This is a genomic window from Streptomyces liliifuscus (assembly GCF_016598615.1).
GTDB classification, from domain to species: domain Bacteria; phylum Actinomycetota; class Actinomycetes; order Streptomycetales; family Streptomycetaceae; genus Streptomyces; species Streptomyces liliifuscus.
In genome coordinates, this window is record NZ_CP066831.1 from 4,175,662 (window position 1) to 4,193,921 (window position 18,260).

The following is an 18,260-nucleotide window of genomic DNA, read 5'->3' on the forward strand; positions in this document are numbered from 1 at the left end:
CGCGACAGCGAGTCACTCCTGTCGCGTCCCGGTGGAGAGACTAAGGGGGTTCTGTGAAGTCCGGGAACTGTTCTGATAAATAACGTGTTTCGGAATGGTCGGTCGACTTGTGGGGCATGTCCGAACACATGCTCACATTAACCCCCACTGAGCAGGCGTTTCCGCCGCTCAGCGCCCCAGAGCCTCCCGGAGACGGTCGACATCGGTCGTCGGAGCGTCACATGTGAAGTTACGGCAGACATAGGCCGTCGGTTCACCGCTCACAAGCAATCGTTCCGCGAGCAAAGGAAGTTCGTCACTGTCAGGAGCGCCCATGGCGACGACCGCGCCGGGCGCGGTGGCGAGGAGCGCGGCCCGGTGGAGCTCCTTGGTCGCCGGATCGTCGACCGGGCCCACGACGGCGACCTCGCGCGGCCCGTCGAGCAGGGCCTCGGCCGTGGCGAGACCCCAGCCGATGAAGCGCGGGGCGCGCGGGCCGAGCGCCTTGACGACTCCCAACGCCCGCTCCGCGGCGGCCCGGTGGGGCTCGGCGCCGGTCTGCGCGGCGTAGCCGAGCAAAGCGCCGGCGGCCGCGCTCCAGCCGGAGGGGGTGGCGTTGTCGGTCGGATCCTGCGGTCGGCGGATGAGCTTCTCGGCGTCGGCGGCCGTGTCGTACAGCGTTCCTGACTCCTCGTCGGTGAACTGCACGAGGACGTGGTCGAGCAGAAAACCGGCGAATTCCAGCCAGACGCCCTCACCGGTCACCGAGGCGAGCGCGAGGAAGCCCTCCGAGACGTCCGCGTAGTCCTCCAGCACGCCCGCGTTGGCACCGACGCGGCCGTCCTTGCTGGTGCGGGCGAGCCGGGCGTGCTCGTCCAGGTGGAGCCGGACGAGGAGGTCGGCGGCGCCGAGTGCCGCCTCGATCAGGTCGGGGCGGTCGAAGTACGCGCCGGTCTCGGCGAGGGCGGCGACGGCGAGACCGTTCCAGGCGGCGACGACCTTGTCGTCCCGGCCGGGGGCGGGGCGTTCGCCGCGCGCTTCGAGGAGCCGGACGCGGATGGAGGCGATCCGTTCCGCGTCGAACACGCCCTCGCGCTGCGGGAGCTGGAGGACGGAGGCCCCCTCCTCGAAGGTGCCCTCCTCGGTCACGCCGAAGTAGTCGGCGGCGAGTTCGGCGTCCCGCTCGCCGAGGACCTCGCGCAGCTGCGCGGGCGTCCAGACGTAGTACGCGCCCTCGACATGCCTGCCGGATCCGTCGTCGCTGTCGGCGTCGAGCGCGGAGGCGAACCCGCCCTCGTTCGTACGGAGTTCACGGACCATGAAGTCGGCCGTCTCCAGGGCGACGCGGCGGGCGAGGTCGGAGCCGGTGGCCCGCCACAGGTGCGCGTACACCCGGCACAGCAGGGCGTTGTCGTACAGCATCTTCTCGAAGTGGGGCACGACCCACTCGCGGTCGACGGAGTAGCGGGCGAAGCCGCCGCCGAGCTGGTCGTAGATGCCGCCGCGGGCCATCCGCTCACAGGTGTCGGCGGCCATCTGCAGCGCGCCCTCGGCGCCGGTGCGGGCGTGGTGCCGCAGCAGGAACTCGATCGCCATGGACGGCGGGAACTTGGGCGCGCCGCCGAAGCCGCCGTGACCTGAGTCGTAGTCCCGGGTGAGGCCGAGCAGCGCCCGCGCGAGATCCTCCTCGCCGGGCACCTGGGTGTCGCCGAACGCGATCTCCCGGCCCGCCAGGTCCCGCACGATCTTCTCGGCGACCTCCGCGACCTCGTCCCGCCGGTCGGTCCACGCGCTGTGCACTCCTTCGAGGACCTGCCGGAAGGAGGGGCTCCCCTGCCGGGGCGCGGGCGGGAAGTAGGTGCCGAAGTAGAACGGCTCGGCGTCGGGCGTGAGGAAGACCGTCATGGGCCAGCCGCCCTGTCCGGTCGCCGCCTGCACGGCCTCCATGTAGACGGCGTCGACGTCGGGCCGCTCCTCCCGGTCGACCTTGACGCTCACGAAGTGCGCGTTGAGGTAGTCGGCGGTCTCCTGGTCCTCGAACGACTCGTGGGCCATGACGTGACACCAGTGACAGCTGCTGTATCCGACGCTCAGCAGCACGGGTTTGCCGCTCTTGCGTGCCTCCTCGAAGGCCTCGGCCGACCAGGGCCACCAGTCGACGGGGTTGTCGGCGTGCTGGAGGAGGTAGGGAGACGTCTCATGGGCCAGTCGGTTCGGCATGGGGTCCATCCTGCCGCAGTACCCGGTGGGCAATGCGGATCACCCGTGCGCGCCGGGGGTAGGTGATGGGTCCGACGCATTCCGGATGGGCGTGGACATGACAGAGGTTGAGTCTCTCGCCTTCCCCGCCCATCCGCAGGACACTTGACCAAGAAAGCCGTTACCGGCGGAGGGGGACGCGATATGCGGGACAGCCATCGGGCGGAGGCCGAACGGCTGTTGGTGCGGGCCGTGGAGGAGGAGGTCCGTCGCTCGGGCGGGCGGGCCGACGGGGGCGCGCTGCTGTCGCGGGCCCGGTCCGCTCTGGACACGATGGCCCAGACCGCCACGGAGGAGTACGAGGCGTTCACCTCGGCGCTGGACGAGGCGGAGGCGGGCCGCCTCACCTTCGGCCAGCGGTACGCCCGCGAGGGCGCCGGAACTCCCCTGCTGGTGGCCGCCGTTGCCGCACTCGCGGCCTGCGTCGCGGACCTGGCGCTCGGCACCGGCACGGGCATCGCGCTGGGCGCCGGCGCGGTCGTCGGCGTCGCGGGCGCCGCGGCCACGGTGGCGAAGGTGACGGCCTCCCATCTGCCTGCCGCGAGCCGCCGGGCGGGGGCCCTCGGCCAGCCCGGCGGCCCGGAACAGCTGCGCCTGGCCTGGCTGACCGCCCTGGAAGTGCGCGGTATCCGGCCGTTCTTCGACCAGCAGCGCGTCCTCATCGCGTCCACCGGCGCGAAGAAGGGGGCGCCCCAGCTGCGGCGTACGGACAAGAGCGCGGCGGCCCGCAGACGGAGCGTCCTGGAGCAGTCGTTCGGTCAACTTCCCGAGCCGGTCGGTCCGTTCGCGGGCCGTCGGCAGGAGCTGTTGCGGGTCGCGCAGTGGGTGCACGCGGCCCGGGCGAGCACGGAGACCAGACCGACGGTGGTCGTGCTGTACGGCTCGCCCGGCTCCGGCCGCAGCACCCTCGCCGTCCGGGCGGCGCACGAACTGAAGGACCAGTTCCGCGGCGCGTGCGTGGTGGACCTGCGCGGCGACAGCCCGGAGGAGTCGCCGCTGACGACCCGCGACGCGCTGCTGCATCTGCTCAACCGGCTCGGCGCGCCCCGCGAGCAGCTGCTGTTCCGTGAGCGTTCCTCGCAGGACCAGCAGGTCAGGCGGCTCGCCGAGCTCTACCACCAGCATCTGACCGGCCTCCCGGTGACGATCGTGCTCGACGACGCGAGCGATGTGGAGCAGGTGCGCACGCTCGTGCCGGAGCGCTCCGACAGCCTCGTCGTGGTCACCGCCCGCAAACCCCTCGACCTGCCCGCCGACCTCCCCGCCTGGGTGCACCAGCTGGCCGTGGAGCCGCTGACCGCGCCGGGCGCCGAGGAGCTCCTGAAGGCGGCGGCACAGGACAGTTCGGCCCCCTACGACGCCGAATCCACCGACCGGGTGCGGGAGTTGTGCGGCGGCCTCCCGCTGGCGCTGCGCATCGCGGGTTCGTCCCTCGGCCCGCGCACACCCAGCCGGCTCGCCACCGACCTGGCGGCGTACGGACCGGTCGAGCCGGTCGAGCGGGTCCTGTGGCTGCGCTACACCGACCAGTCGGACACGGGCCGGCGGCTGCTGCGACGGCTCGCGCTGGCGGGCCGCGCCTCACTGGGCGCGGCCGCGGCGGCCGCCCTGCTCGCGACGGACGAGCCGGAGGCGACCCGCCATCTGGAGGCTCTCTCCCGCGCGGGCCTCATCGACCATGTACGAGGCAGCCGTTACCGCCTGCACGACCTCGTACGCGCCTTCGCCCAGGCCCGCCTCCTCGACGAGGAGGAGCCGTCCGAGCGCACGGCCGCGCAGGAACGTCTCATCGCGAACTACGCCGAGCTCGCGGACTCGGTGATCCGCCTGGTCGACGGCAAGACGTCCACCCGCGCCGACCAGTTCGGCCCGCACGGCTTCACCTCGCTGGACGCGGCGCTGCGCTGGCTGGACGACGAGTCGAGCTTCATCACGGCGGCCCTGCGGCACGCGGAGGGCGTCAACCAGGCGACGGTGCTCAACCTCCTGGGCGCGCTGTGCGACTACTGCCTGCTGCGCGGCGACCTCTACCGCCTGGGCGAGATCAGCGAGTTGACGCAGGCCGTCGACCAGGGGCTGCTGGTGCGCTCGGTCCAGTGGCGTACGGGCATCGCGGCCCGCCAGCTCGGCGAGCTGGACAAGGCGCGTACGCAACTGGCCTCCGTGGTGGACCTCTACTTCGAGGCGCACCACGACGCGGGCGCGGCCCGGGCGCTCTGCTCGCTCGGGATCACCCTCCACCACCAGGGCAATCTCACGGAGGCGGCGGCGAAGCTCCAGGAGGCCATGGACCTCCAGGCCTCCCCCGACCTCTCGGCGGACCGCGCCTGGACGATGCACGCGCTGGCGGCGGTGGAACGGGACCGCGCGAGACTGCGCGAGGCGCTCGACCTCCTGACCCAGGCCCTGGTCCTGCACCGCGAGGGCGAGTCCGTGCACGGCGAGGCGTGGGCCCACTTCCAGCTCGGCCAGCTGGGTCTGCGCATGGGAGACGTACCGCGCGCCGAGTCCGAGCTCCGCGAGGCCCTCGATCTGTACGGCCGCACGCGCGACGCCCGCGGCGAGGCCTGGGCCCTCACCCAGCTCGCCCGCGCCCGCCTGGTCGACGGCGACCCGTCGTCCGCGGTGGACGGCCTGCGCCAGGCGGCCTCCCGCCACCGCGACAACGAGGACTCGCGCGGCGAGGCCTGGACGGTCTACTACCTCGGCCAGGCCCTGGAGGAGACCGGCAACCTCGACCAGGCGGTCCGTGAACTGGAACGCTCGCGCACGATGTTCTCCCGTATCCGCGATGTGTACGGCCTGGCGTGCGCGCGCCACCACTCGGCCCGGGTCACCCGCGACCAGCGTGCCGCCCAGACCGGCTCACTGCGGAACTCGGGTTTCGCCCGCCAGCTCCTGGTGGACGCGCGGGCCGACTTCCAGCGCATCGGCGTCGCCCACGGCGAGGCCTGGACCTGCCTGGAACTGGCGGTGGTCGACGCCGGCAACGCCCGCACCCAGCCGGCCCTCGCCCTCTGCGACGAGGCCGCGTCCCTCTTCGCCTCCTACGGCGACCGCCGCGGCGAGGACTGGGCCCGCTTCCTGCGCTGCACGCTCCTCCCCTACGCCTCCCCCGGCGGCGTGGAGGTCGGCACGGCGGTGGCCCAGGAGGAACTGACCCAGCTCTCCCGCACCGGCCACCCGACCCGCGACGGAAAACTGGACGACTACATCGAGGCGTACCAGCTGCTCCTGGAACGAGGCGCAGACCTGGAGGCCGGCTGGCAGGCCTGGCGGCTCGGGATGGTGCCGAACCGGCATGCGCGGGAGGTTATGGGGGTGGCGGTCTCGGCGCAGCGTGGCTGATCGGGACCGGGCATCCGTTCGCATGGATGGAGGCTCGACTTCCCGGGAACGTAAGGGTGTTGGGGGGCATCGATGGAGGACGTGCTGCGTGGGCCCACACCGCCGCCGGGGGTTCCGGTGCCGTTCGTGGGGCGGGACTCGGAGGTCGAGGCGCTCTCCGGGCGGCTGAACCGGTGGTCGGAGCCCGGGACAAGCGAAGAGAACCCGAAGGTGGTGGTTCTGCACGGACCGGCCGGTGTCGGGAAATCGGCACTGGCGGCCGCACTGGTGGAGCGGCTCGGTCTCCGTCACGTGCACTGGCTGTCGCTGAGCGATCTGGCGCGGGCGGAGCCGACGCTGCTGCGGCTCCTCGCCGAGCACGGGGCCCCGCGATGGCCAGTCGTCGAGGCCGCCCTGACGGCCGACCGGACCGGAGACCAGCGAGAGTTCGCCCGTGAGCTGCGGGACCAGTGCCGTGAACACATCCAGGGTTCGGCGCTGGTCCTGGACGGAGTGCACCCCACGCTGGGCCGTGAACTTCTCGAAGTGCTCCACCAGGGCACCAACCTGGTGATCATCACCTCGCGTCAGAAGGCCCGGTGGGGCGACCTGGGGGCGTATCTGCACACGGTACGGCCCCTGGGCGCCCGAGACTCCGTGCAGCTGGCCCAGGGCGTCGCGGCCACGCGGTGGGCCGGCTTCAGCCCGAGCCCCGAGCACCGCAGGCTGGTCTCGGCCGCACGGGGGCTGCCGCTCTGGGCACGAGTCGCCGGAGCCGTGCTGGCCGGGCTGGAAGGGGCAACGCCGCTGCCGGTCAAAGGGCCGGGCGAGTTGCTCACACTCGCGACGGACCTGCTCGACCCCGCCGTGGCGGACATGCTGCTGCGGCTCGCGGCACAGGAAGAGGGCAGCGCACCATTCAGCGCCCTCACGGTCGAGGCGCTGCTCCCCGAGGACACCGACCCGTCGGACGTACCGCACATTCTGAGCAGCCTCCGGTCGTACGAGCTTCTGCTGGAGCCGAGTGACGGACGCCTGGTCCTTCCCTCACCGGTCGCGACCGCCGCGCTCCTGCGTATGCCGCAGATCGACAGGGACCTGCTCACCGCCCGCGTGCAGGCGGACGTGGAGGAAGCGGTCACACACAGCGCTCTCGGGGTGGCACGCCTGCTGGACGGCAGGGAGGTTCCAGGCGGCAGATGGGAGACCCGATTCACGCCCGCCGAACTCGTGGAGCACGTCGACGAGTTCATGACCCTGCTTGATCGGCACCGCTACCTTTCGGGCAACCGGCATGAACTCGCCGACGCGCTCGCCACGCTGCTGGCCGTCCGCGGAGACGCCCACCGCCTCGTGGCGCTCCATCGGGCGTCGGGGGATCTCACGCGGCGAGGTCTGAGCCTGCTGCTCCGCACTCTCGGTATGTCGCAGACGCTCCGAAGCGGACAGGTCGAGGAATCCCCTCAACGTGCCGCCCTGGGGGAGGCCGACGCCTCCTACCATGCGGGCGAGTTGAGCCGCGCCCTGACGACGTTGGACAGCGCGCCGGAGGCACTCGGGGCCGACTCCGCCTGGCTGTCCACGATCCGCGGTGCGGCGCTGTGCGACCAGGGCAGGCCGCTGGCAGCCGAATCGGAGCTCGCCGAGGCCGAAGAGATCTGTAGGCTGATCAGTTTCGTCCGTGGCCGCGGCTGGGCACTACTGCACCACGCCCGGGCCTGCCTGCTGATGAGCCGCGCACAAAAGGCGGACCATCTGCTGGGGCAGGCCACTCAGGCGCTGCGCACCGCGGGCGACATACGCGGGCTGAACTGGACAGCCACCGAGCGGATCCGGTTGCTCCTCCTGAGCGGCCCTGCCGAAGCGGCCCTCGTCGCCGCCCAAAAGACGCTCACCGCGCACGAACAGGCCGAGGACATCCGCGGTATGGGGTGGACGTGTCACCTCCTGGCCCTGGGGCACGCACGGTTGGGCCACTCCGCGGACGCCCGGGTGGCTCTGCTGGCCTCTGCGGACCACTTCCGGACCTGCGACGACCAACTGGGAGCAGCGTGGACCCGCCACCGGCTGGCTATTCTCACTCCGGACCACTGGCAGGTGCCTGAACTACGGTCCACCGCTGCCGAGTTCACCGAGCTCGGCTGCGATCTCGGCCAGGCGTGGTCCTTGCTCGAATGCGCTCTACGGGCCGGCCCGTCTCCGAACGAGCCCAACGAGCTGGCCCAGGCCGAAACACTCTTCACCGGCCTGAACGACCAAGGCGGCCTCGCCTGGGCCCAGGCGGTCCGCGCCCGACGCCTGTTGCCCGACGAGGTCGCCTCGCTGGTCGACCTCGCATGGAATCACCCCCAGGACATCCACAACCGGGAACAACTCGACGAGGACATCAGGACGTTCTGGCGTGCCTCGGAAGCGGAGACCCGCCCTGTCATCCCCTTGCACGCCCGCGACACCGTGGCCGTCTCCGATCCCCGCAGGCACAAAGCCCTCGCCAAGTACCTCGCCACCGGCGCGACACCGCCCGCCGCTCCCCGCTGTCACACCCGGCTGACGCTCCTCGACGACTCACCCACCACCCATGCCACCGCCCGCATCCTCCTGCGCGTCACCCCGGAGACCAGCCACCCGTGGGCTTCCTCTCAGGACGACCGCCCATGGCTCACCGTGGTGGCCGTCCCTCTGACCGCCGCCTCGGTCGAACCGCCCACCGCCCTTCTGCGGCCGTCCCCGCGCGAGGTCCACGGCACCGAGTTCGCGCTCACGGCCCATCGGCCCGGCATCCACGTCATCCGCTTCACCATCGCGCTGGAACACACCGGCACCGTCCTCCAACAGGTGGAGACGGAGCTGGAAATCCTCGACACCGGCCACCCCGCCGGCCTCGCGGCACCGCACGCGACCTCATTGCGGGGGCGGTGACCGGCATGACCACGGAACTCCGCGTCCGCATCGTCCAGGATCCCAGCCGGGGCTTCACGACCCTCCCCGACGAGCTGACCCGGGGCCCGGACATCACGGTCTGCCTCGACATCCTGGCCGGTGACCGCATCAGGGCACGGCTGTACGGCCCCGCCGTACCGTCTCTCTACGGCACCGAACACCGCGCAGACCTGACGGCCCGCCCCAGCGAGGTGCGTACGGCCGCGGCCCGCCTGTGCCGGCTCTGGAAGGAACTCCTCGTCGACTTCCGCCCGTTGACGGACGACGGCCGCCCCGCGCCGGACACTCCCGAGCAGCCCTACGCCGCCCTCGTGGACTTGGGCACGCGCCCGCCTGCCGAGCTCTACGCCATCCTCGAGGAACTGACCCTCTCGGGCTCGGAGTTGCTGTTCGAGACACTACTGGGCGGCACCGACCCGCGCGTCCGCCGTTTCCGTACGTACCTGGCCGAGGCGCTCTCCGCCCGCGAGTGCCTGCGGGTCCGCTTCGATTCGGAGCTGTACATACCGTGGCCGATGGTGTGCCTCCGCACGGAGGAAGCGGCACCGCCGGACCAGGACTACGACGAGGACCCGGCCACGCTCCTCGCCCGCTTTCTCGGCCACCGCCACCAGATCGAGCAGACCGGCGGCGCCTACCCTTGGCTGGTCGGCCGTCACGAGCCCCCGGCCGTGCCCTCCGTCAGCCTCAACCACGACACACGGGTCGACCGCCAGGGCCGTACCAAGGCGGCGGAAGTCGCCACGGTTCTCGCCACGAACACCCGTTTCGTGGAGCGAACCACGCGCGCCGAACTGGTGCGGGCGCTGGCGGATCACGGTCTGGACGAGCACCTGATGTACTTCTGGTGCCACGGCCACTTCATACCCAACGGATCCCAGCCAGCCTGCCTGGCGGTGAAGTTGAGCGACCAGACCGCCATCGACGCCCAGACCGTGCGCGAACGCCGACGACGCTTCGGCGAGGACAGCCCGTTCCAGCCGTTCGTCGTGCTCAACGCCTGCCACGCGGGAGTGCCCGAGGGCGGCGGCGACCTGGCATTCCTGGGCCGTGCCCTGATCCACGCGGGTGCGCGCGGCGTGCTCGGCCCTCAGATCGAGATGCCGCAGCGCTTCGCGGCGGAGTACGCGCTGGAGTTCTTGACCCGCTACCTGCGCGGCACGGAGACGGCCGGGGAGATCGCCCACGCGGTGGCCCGCCACTTCGCCGACAAACTGCTCAACCCGCTGGGCTTCGCGTACGCGCTGCATTGCGGCATGGACACCCGCCTGGAGCGGGCTGCGGAGAAGGCCACCGAGAGCGGCCGGGAGATAGCCGTATGAGCGGTCCGGCGCACGCGGCGCACGCCGTGCACACAGTGGATCTGGACACCGACGGCTGGCTGATGGAGAGCACACCGACCGGCCCGCGCCCCGTCCCCGCAGGCCGCCTGGACGACCACTTCGCCGAGGAATTGTCCCCACCCGGCTGGGCGACGGATCTCCTTGTCTATGTCCACGGCTGGCAGACCGGCCCGGAGTCCGCGCTGAGGGCGGTCACCCGGCTCCTGGACCTGGCCGCCGCCCAGTACGAGCGCAGCCAGATGTACTCCCACGGTGGCCTGTACCCCGGCCTCCGGCCCTGGAGACCCTGGACCGTCCTCGTCCGCTGGCCCTCCCGCTCACTGCCGTCCCTGGGCGGTTACCGGCGCATCCGCGACCGGGCACACGCCATGAGTACGGGCAACGGTCACGCGGCCCGCGTCATCGGCCGGTTGCTGGGCTACCTGGACGCCCACCGCGGAGACCCGTCAGCCGCACCGGTCCTCGCCAACCGCGAGGGTCAGTACCTGCACCTCGTCGGCCACTCCTTCGGATGCCGGTTCCTGTGCGAGGCAGTGCAGTGGGCGGCGGACGCACCGGTCACCCTGGGCTGGACCACACCGGAGCCGCCGGATCGGCCCTTCACGGTCGATTCGATGCTGCTGTTGCAGATGGCAGCCCCGCGCGACGCCTTCGCCACGACTTTCATCGCGCTCGCCGAGGCGCCGCTGCGCGGCCCTGTGGTGGCCACGTACTCCCAGCACGACCGCGCCACCGGCTTCTGGCACCTACGTGCCGAGAAACGCGCCGGCATCGGTCACGCGGGCATCGGCACGGCCCCCGCACCGGTGTCCTTCCTGCGCATGTTGCGCCCGGAGGACCCGTACCCGCGCGCCGCGCTGGACCACCGCTTCGTCAGCGTCGACGCGAGCGGTGTCTTCGCGCGCGGCAACGGGCCGGCGGGGGCGCACTCCGACCACCTGCACCCGGAGTCCGCCCACCTGCTGCTGTCCTTGGCCGACCATTCACGCTGAACGGCGCCACAGCCCCGGCGGACCGGGGCCCCGCCTGCCTCAGCCCTTGGCGGGCGAGGCCTTGCCTCCGGAAGCGGCCGGGTCGGCCGTCTGTTCGGAGGGGGGTGCCTTCGGGTCGGCCTCCTCCGTGAAGTCGACCCTTCCCAGCTGCCGGTTCATGGACTTCATCAGCCCCCACACGGCCAGGGCCATCACCGCGAAGACGATGAAGCCGAGGACACCGGGGGTGACCTTGTTCTCGTCGACCTCCTTGGCGAGGGGGACGAGGTGTGTCAGTGCCAGGCTTGCGCTCATGTCAGGCATTGTCGCGGATGCCCGCGAAGAGGTCGTCCTCGGGGAGGGAGGTATCGACGAGGGACTTCGCGAGCTCGTACTCCTCCGTGGGCCAGACCTCCTTCTGGAGGTCCAGCGGCACCCGGAACCAGCCGCCGTCGGGGTCGATCTGCGTGGCGTGGGCGATGAGGGCCTTGTCGCGGATCTCGTAGAAGTCGGCGCACGGGACGTGCGTCGTCAGCGTGCGCTCGGTGCGCTCGAACTCGTCCCAGCGCTTCAGCCAGTCCCCGTACGGCGACTCCATGCCCCGATCCAGCAGGGCGTGGTGCAGTGCCTCGGTGCGCGGGCGGTTGAAGCCCTGGTTGTAGTAGAGCTTCCGCGGCCGGAAGGCCGGGCCGAACTCCGACTCCGGGTACTTCTCGGTGTCCGCCGCGCCCTCGAACGCCACCATCGAGATCTTGTGGGTCATGATGTGGTCCGGGTGCGGATACCCGCCGTTCTCGTCGTAGGTGGTGATCACCTGCGGACGGAAGGCGCGGATCTTGCGGACCAGCTCACCGGCCGCCTTGTCGACGTCCTCCAGGGCGAAGCAGCCCTCGGGCAGCGGCGGCAGCGGGTCGCCCTCGGGCAGGCCCGAGTCCACGAAACCGAGCCACTCCTGCTTGACGCCGAGGATCTCGCGGGCCTCGTCCATCTCCTTCTTGCGTACCTCGTGGATGTGCTCCTCGACGTACTTGTCCCCCTGCAGCTTCGGATTGAGGATGGAGCCGCGCTCCCCGCCCGTGCAGGTCACGACCAGCACGTCCACCCCCTCGGACACGTACTTCGCCATGGTGGCCGCGCCCTTCGACGACTCGTCGTCGGGGTGGGCGTGGACGGCCATCAGTCGCAGCTGGTCAGTCAAGACTCAATCCTCGTAAGTCGGCGCCCCTGTGTGAAACGGCGCGATCGGCGCTTCTATAGTGACCGAATCGGGGGGCGAATAATTCCGGGCCCGAACCCCGCCCGCTCCCCGCGGAGAGGACGATCATGAGTACGGTGCAGCTGCCCGAGGGCCGGTACGGCCGCTCCACGGACGGGCGCGCCGACCGCAGGCTCAGGATCATCGGCGCAGTGCTGGGGGCGGGCCTGCTCGCCCTGGTCGGCTATTTCGCCTACTACTACGTCGGCGGCAACAAGATCAGCGCCGAGATCATCACCTACGACCTCTCGGACACCTCGGTGAAGGTGCACCTGGAGGTCCGCAAGGACGCGGACGCGAGCGGCTACTGCACGATCCGCTCGCAGGCCGAGAGCGGTGCCGAGGTGGGCCGCGCGGACTTCCGCTTCGACCAGGACTCCACCCGCATCGACAAGGTCGTCACCCTCCGCACGACGGCCCCCGGCACGACCGCGGAGCTCCTCGGCTGCCACGCGGACTGAGTCCTGTCGCGCGGCTGACGGATGTCACCCTGGACAACTGGCCGCTGACCTGCGTTGACGTATTTCTGATGGCTTATGTCCTCCCCCTTTGGGCCGTGAATTGTTAGGCTCGTGGTTTCGCCCACCCGTGAAGGAACATTCTTCTGGGTAGGGCGATGCTTTGTATTCCCAGTACCTACGAGGAGCACCTGTGACCCAGACCAGCGAGAACGTCACCTGGCTGACCCAGGAGGCGTACAACCAGCTCAAGGCCGAGCTGGATCACCTGTCTGGTCCTGCGCGCACGGAGATCGCCGCCAAGATCGCGGCTGCGCGCGAGGAGGGCGATCTGCGCGAGAACGGCGGGTACCACGCGGCCAAGGAGGAGCAGGGCAAGCAGGAGCTCCGCGTGCGCCAGCTGACCCAGCTCCTGGAGAACGCCAAGGTGGGCGAGGCCCCGGCGGCCGACGGCGCGGTCGCGCCCGGCATGGTCGTGACCATCGCCTTCGACGGCGACAAGGACGACACGCTCACGTTCCTGCTCGCCTCCCGTGAGTACGCGAGCTCGGACATCGAGACGTACTCGCCGCAGTCCCCGCTGGGCTCCGGCGTGAACGGCAAGAAGATCGGCCAGGACGCAGAGTACGAACTGCCGAACGGCAAGCTGGCCTCGGTGACGATCCTGGAGGCCAAGCCGTACGCCGCGTAGTTCCTCCCGCGTCGCGTCGCGCACTCGCTGCGCCTCGCGACCCGTCCAGCGCGTCGCCCCTGGTGAGCCCCCGGTGCCCATGCTCCGGGGGCTTCACCATGTTCCGGGCGGGCCCGAGACTGTGTCCCGGGCCGCGACCGCATCTCAAGCAGTCGCCCTGCCTCAGGCCGCCGCCGAGCGGTACTTCCGCACTGCCAGCGTCCGGAAGATGACGACGATCAGGACCGAGTAGATCAGCGAGGCCCAGACCGGGTGCTGCATGGGCCAGGCGCCGGACGTGGACAGGCCGGGGTCGCCGAAGAGACTGCGGCACGCCTGAACGGTCGCGCTGAACGGGTTCCAGTCGGCGATGTGACGCAGCCAGGGCGTCATCTTGCTGGAGTCCACGAACGCGTTGGACAGGAACGTCACCGGAAAGAGCCAGATCAGACCGCCCGAGGTCGCCGCCTCGGGTGTGCGCACGGACAGTCCGATCAGCGCGCCGATCCAGGTGAACGCGTACCCGAGCAGCAGGAGCAGGCCGAAGCCGCCCATGATCTTCCCGAAGTTGGTCGGCTCCATGGAGCCGGGACGCCAGCCCACGAGCAGCGCGACCATCGCGAGGACCAGCAGCGTCAGAGCAGTCTGGACGAGATCCGCGACGGTGCGGCCGGTCAGTACCGCGCCCCGTGCCATGGGCAGCGAGCGGAACCGGTCGATGAGGCCCTTGTGCATGTCGTCGGCGATGCCCGCCCCGGCGCCCGCGGTGGCGAAGGTGACGGTCTGCGCGAAGATGCCGGCCATCAGGAAGTTCTTGTAGACGTCGGGATTGGTGGTGTCCCCGATCTGCATCGACCCGCCGAAGACGTACGTGAACAGCACCACGAACATCACTGGCTGGATCAGCCCGAACAGGATCATCTCGGGGATCCGGGTCATCCGGATCAGGTTCCGCTTGGCCACGACCAGGGAGTCCCGGACGGACTGGCCGAACGAACCCCCCGGGGCAGCGGTCCGCACGGCGTCGGTGACGGCGCTCACTTGGCGGTCTCCTTCTTGTTCTTGCCGGCCTTGGCGTCCTCGCCCGTGCCGTTCTCCTGGTCCTCCGCCTCGGCGTGGTGTCCCGTCAGCGAGAGGAAGACGTCGTCGAGGGTGGGACGGCGCAGACCGATGTCGTCGATCTCGATACCGCGGGTGTCCAGCTCACGGATGACCTCCGCGAGAAGCTTCGCGCCACCGGTGACGGGGACGGTCAGCTTGCGGGTGTGCTGCTCGACGGTGGTGTCGCCCTTGCCGAAGCCGCGCAGCACCTCGGACGCCGTCTCGATGTGCTCGCGCTCGTGCACGACGACCTCGACTCGCTCGCCGCCGGTGCGGGCCTTGAGCTGGTCGGCGGTTCCCCGGGCGATGACGCGGCCGTGGTCGACCACGGCGATCTCGTGCGCGAGATGGTCGGCCTCTTCGAGGTACTGGGTGGTGAGCAGCAGTGTCGTGCCGCCCGAGACCAGGTCCTTGATGACCTCCCACAACTGCTGGCGGTTGCGCGGGTCGAGGCCGGTCGTCGGCTCGTCCATGAACATGACCGGCGGCGAGACGACGAGCGCCGCCGCGAGGTCGAGCCGGCGGCGCATACCGCCGGAGTACGTCTTGGCGGGGCGGTCGGCCGCGTCGGTGAGGTGGAACTGCTCCAGCAGTTCGACCGCGCGGACCTTGGCCTGCTTCGCGCGCATCTGGTAGAGCTGGCCGACCATGTGGAGGTTCTCGCGGCCCGTCAGGTATTCGTCGACCGCGGCGAACTGGCCGGACAGACCGATCGAGCGCCGCACCTCGTTCGGCTGCTTCAGAACGTCGATGCCCGCGACGACGGCCTTGCCGCTGTCGGGCCGGAGCAGGGTGGTGAGGCAGCGGACCGTGGTGGTCTTCCCCGCGCCGTTCGGCCCGAGCAGGCCGAGGACGGTGCCCTCCGGGACATCGAGGTCGACGCCGTCCAGAGCCCTTACGTCGCCGAAGGTCTTCACCAGGCCTTCGGCGTAGATGGCGCCTGGCATATGAGTCTCCGAAAAGTGGTTGGTGATCCTACGGAAAGAAGCTAGTTTTCTCAGGTTTGCGCCGCCCGACGAGCCCGTTCGGCACGGGGCGGATCTGTGACCGGAGACACACCATAACGCGATGTATCGCGTTTCTCAACGGATTATTCCAACCGGGGCGACAGCCGATCCGACCTCAGTCGATGATCGTGTAACCCGCCTTCCGCAGCGCGGAGTTCACCTCGGCACAGTGCTCCGGTCCCTTGGTCTCCAGGTGCAGTTCGACCTCCACCTCCGTGAGTCCGAGCCGTGGGTCGGTCCGTACGTGGCTCACATCGAGGACGTTAGCGTCCACCACTGACAACACCCCGAGAAGTGTGGCCAGAGCGCCGGGCCGGTCCGTCAGCCGCAGTGTGACCGCGAGGTAGCGGCCGCCCGCGGCCATGCCGTGGCGCAGGATGCGCTGCATCAGCAGCGGGTCCACGTTCCCGCCCGACAGCAGCGCCACGACCGGGCCCTCGAAGGCCCCCGGCTCGCTCAGCAGCGCGGCGACGGGACTCGCGCCGGCCGGCTCGACGACCAGTTTGGCCCGCTCCAGGCAGAGCAGCAGCGCGCTGGACAGATCGTTCTCCGAGACCGTACGGACCTCGTCCACCAGGTCGCCGATGATCCCGAACGGCACGTCGCCGGGCCGCCCGACCTTGATGCCGTCGGCCATCGTCGCGGGGTTCTCGATGGACACCGGATGCCCGGCCGCCAGCGAGGGCGGGTACGCGGCGGCGCCCGCCGCCTGCACGCCCACGATCCGTACGTCCGGCCGCAGCGCCTTCACGGCGACCGCGATGCCCGCGGCGAGACCGCCGCCGCCGATCCCGACGACGATCGTGCGCACCTCGGGGCACTGCTCCAGGATCTCCAGGCCGACCGTGCCCTGCCCGGCGATGATGTCGGGGTGGTCGAAGGGGTGGATGAAGACGGCGCCCGTCTCGGCCGCGTACTCCTGCGCGGCGGCCAGCGTCTCGTCCACCACCGTGCCGTGCGCGCGCACCTCGGCGCCGTAGTGCCGGGTCGCCGCGACCTTCGGGAGCGGGGCGCCCTTGGGCATGAACACCGTGGAGCGCACACCGAGCAGCGAGGAAGCGAGGGCGACGCCCTGCGCGTGGTTGCCCGCGCTCGCCGCGACCACGCCGGCGGCCCGCTCCTCGGGGAGCAGCCCGGCGATCCGCACGTACGCGCCGCGCAGCTTGAACGAACCCGTCCGCTGGAGGTTCTCGCATTTGAAGTGGACCGGCGCGCCCACCAGCCGGGACAGGTGCCTGCTGCCCTCCATGGCGGTCATCCGCGCCACGCCCGCGAGCATCTTCTGTGCGCCGCGTACATCGTCGAGGGTCACCAGCGGCATGGAGTCAGCCGTGCGGTAGCTCATGACCACCAGTCTCGCAGTTCACGCGGCGCCACACCGGCTGTGACCAACGTCCGAGACCGGTTTGCTCAGCGCAGGTACGGCCCGCCCCCCGTCCGCGTACTCTGTCCCCCAACCCAGCCCCACGCATGAATAGAGCCTCCGGCCATGCCCACAACACCTGAAATGTCGATGGACATGACGACCGTCGGTGACACCGGTCTTCTCGAATCGCTGCAGCACGAGGTGGCGGTGTTCGCCCGCCGTGCCGAACAGACCCGGCTCGGCGGGGTCGGCCAGGTGCGCAACTCCATGGACCGTGCCGCGTACCTGCTGCTCAACCGCCTCGACAAGGAGGGGCCGATGGGCGTCAAGGCACTCGCCGCGAGCATGGGCATCGACTCGTCGACGGTCACCCGGCAGGTCGCCCCGCTCGTCGACACCGGGCTCGTCAAGCGCACCTCCCACCCGGAGGACGGACGCGCCGTGGTGCTCCAGCTGTCCCCGCGCGGACTCTCCCGCCTGGAGGAAGTGCGCTCCTCAAGGCGCCAGTTGATGGCGGAGCTGACCCAGGAGTGGGCCCCCGAGGAGCGCGAGGCCTTCTGCACGCTGCTCACCCGGTTCAACCTCGCGCTCTCCGCCCGCATGGCCGCATCGCCCTCCGCGGAGGCACGGGAGCCTTCCTGAAACACCCCGCGCGCACCGCATCGGCCCCGGCCTCTTGACCGGGGACCCACGCCTGGCCTCATATGAGATCGGGTCCTGTCGTACGCGGCTGTTCTCGGCGTACGTCTCAAGGGCCCGGTTTCCCCCAGCCGGGAGGCGCGGTGCGAGAGCGGCAGGCGTCCCAGAACGCCCGCCGGGCCCGGGAGTTCGAGGCGTTCGTCGCGGGCGCGGCAGGGCGGCTGCTGCATGCCGCCACACTGCTCACCGCGGAGCCCCCTGACGACAACCCACGCGCGCGGCGCCTGCTCATGGCCGCCCTCGCCCATACGTACGCCTCCTGGGACCGGCTGCGCGGCGAGGACCCGTACGACCGGACCAGGCAGCAGCTTGCCGTGCGCTTCGCGCGCGGGGCGTGGCATCAGTACGGCGGTCTGGGCTGGGCACACCCCCGGAGCCACCCGAAAGCCGGCAGCGTCCTGTACTGCCTCACGCCCCAGGAGCGGCTGATCCTCGTGCTGCGCATGTACGAGGGCGTCGCCGAGGAGCAGGCCGCGGCGCTGCTGGGGCTGCCCACCGAGCGCGTACGGGCGATCTGCGCGCGTGCCATGGCGACGCTGCTGCATCCGCCGCGGGAGGCCGCTCCGGTGATCGCGAAGGTGGCCCCGTCGTGAGCTCGATGAGCCGCAGGGAGGCGGACGTCCGCCGGATCCTGGAGGAGCCGCAGCCTCCCGTACCGCCGGATCTGTACGGGGAGGCGCTGCGCCGGGGCGGGCGGATGCTGCGCCGCAGGAGGGCGGCGCGGCGGTTGTTCTGGCTGCTGTTGTTCGCGGCCGTCGTGGCCTTCGTGGTGTGGGCGTCGCTGACCCAGCCGTGGGTGGAGCCGCCGTCGGAGACGACTCCACCGCTGACCGGGTGGTGAGCGCGTCGGCGAGTCCGTTGCCTCGCAGATGAGCCCGTCGGCCG

The 18,260-nt window shown here is 70.8% G+C and carries 15 protein-coding genes; 9 read left to right on the forward strand and 6 right to left on the reverse strand.

The features are described from left to right. Positions 1 to 168: 168 nt before the first annotated feature. Positions 169 to 2,199, reverse strand: a complete 2,031-nt coding sequence (locus tag JEQ17_RS17610; protein WP_200396136.1) for a thioredoxin domain-containing protein — start codon at positions 2,197 to 2,199, stop codon at positions 169 to 171. 183 nt (positions 2,200 to 2,382) lie between these two features. Here JEQ17_RS17610 and JEQ17_RS17615 point away from each other — a divergent pair, with 183 nt between their 5' ends. The 4 genes from JEQ17_RS17615 to JEQ17_RS17630 all read left to right on the forward strand — a co-directional run bounded on the left by JEQ17_RS17615 (position 2,383) and on the right by JEQ17_RS17630 (position 10,840). After that, positions 2,383 to 5,586 carry a tetratricopeptide repeat protein gene (locus JEQ17_RS17615; protein WP_200396137.1) on the forward strand — a complete coding sequence of 1,068 codons (3,204 nt, stop codon included), beginning with the start codon at positions 2,383 to 2,385 and terminating at the stop codon, positions 5,584 to 5,586. A gap of 72 nt (positions 5,587 to 5,658) precedes the next feature. Continuing rightward, positions 5,659 to 8,484, forward strand: coding sequence for an ATP-binding protein (locus JEQ17_RS17620; RefSeq protein ID WP_200396138.1), 2,826 nt, complete (start codon positions 5,659 to 5,661; stop codon positions 8,482 to 8,484). Positions 8,485 to 8,489: 5 nt separating this feature from the next. Next, on the forward strand, positions 8,490 to 9,827 hold the full coding sequence (locus JEQ17_RS17625) for a CHAT domain-containing protein (RefSeq protein ID WP_200396139.1): 1,338 nt from the start codon (positions 8,490 to 8,492) through the stop codon (positions 9,825 to 9,827). Further along, positions 9,824 to 10,840 (forward strand): hypothetical protein, encoded by a 1,017-nt coding sequence (locus JEQ17_RS17630; protein WP_200396140.1) that lies wholly within the window; start codon positions 9,824 to 9,826, stop codon positions 10,838 to 10,840. Before JEQ17_RS17625 ends, JEQ17_RS17630 begins: the two co-directional genes overlap by 4 nt. A 39-nt stretch (positions 10,841 to 10,879) precedes the next feature. On the opposite strand, the gene JEQ17_RS17635 is transcribed toward JEQ17_RS17630, so the two are convergent. Next, on the reverse strand, positions 10,880 to 11,143 hold the full coding sequence (locus JEQ17_RS17635) for a hypothetical protein (RefSeq protein ID WP_200396141.1): 264 nt from the start codon (positions 11,141 to 11,143) through the stop codon (positions 10,880 to 10,882). Next, entirely contained in the window at positions 11,136 to 11,996 is an 861-nt protein-coding gene (mca, locus tag JEQ17_RS17640; RefSeq protein WP_200401543.1) for a mycothiol conjugate amidase Mca, read from the reverse strand. Before mca ends, JEQ17_RS17635 begins: the two co-directional genes overlap by 8 nt. A 146-nt stretch (positions 11,997 to 12,142) precedes the next feature. On the opposite strand from mca, the gene JEQ17_RS17645 reads away from it, so the two are divergent. Both JEQ17_RS17645 and greA read left to right on the forward strand, forming a co-directional pair. Beyond that, positions 12,143 to 12,535, forward strand: coding sequence for a DUF4307 domain-containing protein (locus JEQ17_RS17645; protein WP_200396142.1), 393 nt, complete (start codon positions 12,143 to 12,145; stop codon positions 12,533 to 12,535). A 190-nt stretch (positions 12,536 to 12,725) separates the two neighbouring features. Beyond that, positions 12,726 to 13,223 carry a transcription elongation factor GreA gene (gene greA, locus JEQ17_RS17650; protein ID WP_200396143.1) on the forward strand — a complete coding sequence of 166 codons (498 nt, stop codon included), beginning with the start codon at positions 12,726 to 12,728 and terminating at the stop codon, positions 13,221 to 13,223. Positions 13,224 to 13,385: 162 nt separating this feature from the next. On the opposite strand, the gene JEQ17_RS17655 is transcribed toward greA, so the two are convergent. From JEQ17_RS17655 to ilvA, 3 genes are all read right to left on the reverse strand, one after another. After that, positions 13,386 to 14,243, reverse strand: a complete 858-nt coding sequence (locus tag JEQ17_RS17655; RefSeq protein WP_200396144.1) for an ABC transporter permease — start codon at positions 14,241 to 14,243, stop codon at positions 13,386 to 13,388. Beyond that, positions 14,240 to 15,250 carry an ATP-binding cassette domain-containing protein gene (locus JEQ17_RS17660; protein ID WP_200396145.1) on the reverse strand — a complete coding sequence of 337 codons (1,011 nt, stop codon included), beginning with the start codon at positions 15,248 to 15,250 and terminating at the stop codon, positions 14,240 to 14,242. Before JEQ17_RS17660 ends, JEQ17_RS17655 begins: the two co-directional genes overlap by 4 nt. Before the next feature lie 175 nt (positions 15,251 to 15,425). Next, entirely contained in the window at positions 15,426 to 16,655 is a 1,230-nt protein-coding gene (gene ilvA, locus JEQ17_RS17665) for a threonine ammonia-lyase (protein WP_200396146.1), read from the reverse strand. 162 nt (positions 16,656 to 16,817) lie between these two features. On the opposite strand from ilvA, the gene JEQ17_RS17670 reads away from it, so the two are divergent. The 3 genes from JEQ17_RS17670 (at position 16,818) to JEQ17_RS50045 (ending at position 18,216) form a co-directional block, all read left to right on the forward strand. After that, positions 16,818 to 17,318 (forward strand): MarR family winged helix-turn-helix transcriptional regulator, encoded by a 501-nt coding sequence (locus JEQ17_RS17670; protein ID WP_200401544.1) that lies wholly within the window; start codon positions 16,818 to 16,820, stop codon positions 17,316 to 17,318. Between the two features lie 140 nt (positions 17,319 to 17,458). Beyond that, entirely contained in the window at positions 17,459 to 17,968 is a 510-nt protein-coding gene (locus tag JEQ17_RS50040) for a sigma factor-like helix-turn-helix DNA-binding protein (RefSeq protein ID WP_234048241.1), read from the forward strand. 5 nt (positions 17,969 to 17,973) lie between these two features. Further along, positions 17,974 to 18,216, forward strand: a complete 243-nt coding sequence (locus JEQ17_RS50045) for a hypothetical protein (protein ID WP_234048730.1) — start codon at positions 17,974 to 17,976, stop codon at positions 18,214 to 18,216. The last annotated feature ends 44 nt before the right edge of the window (positions 18,217 to 18,260 follow it).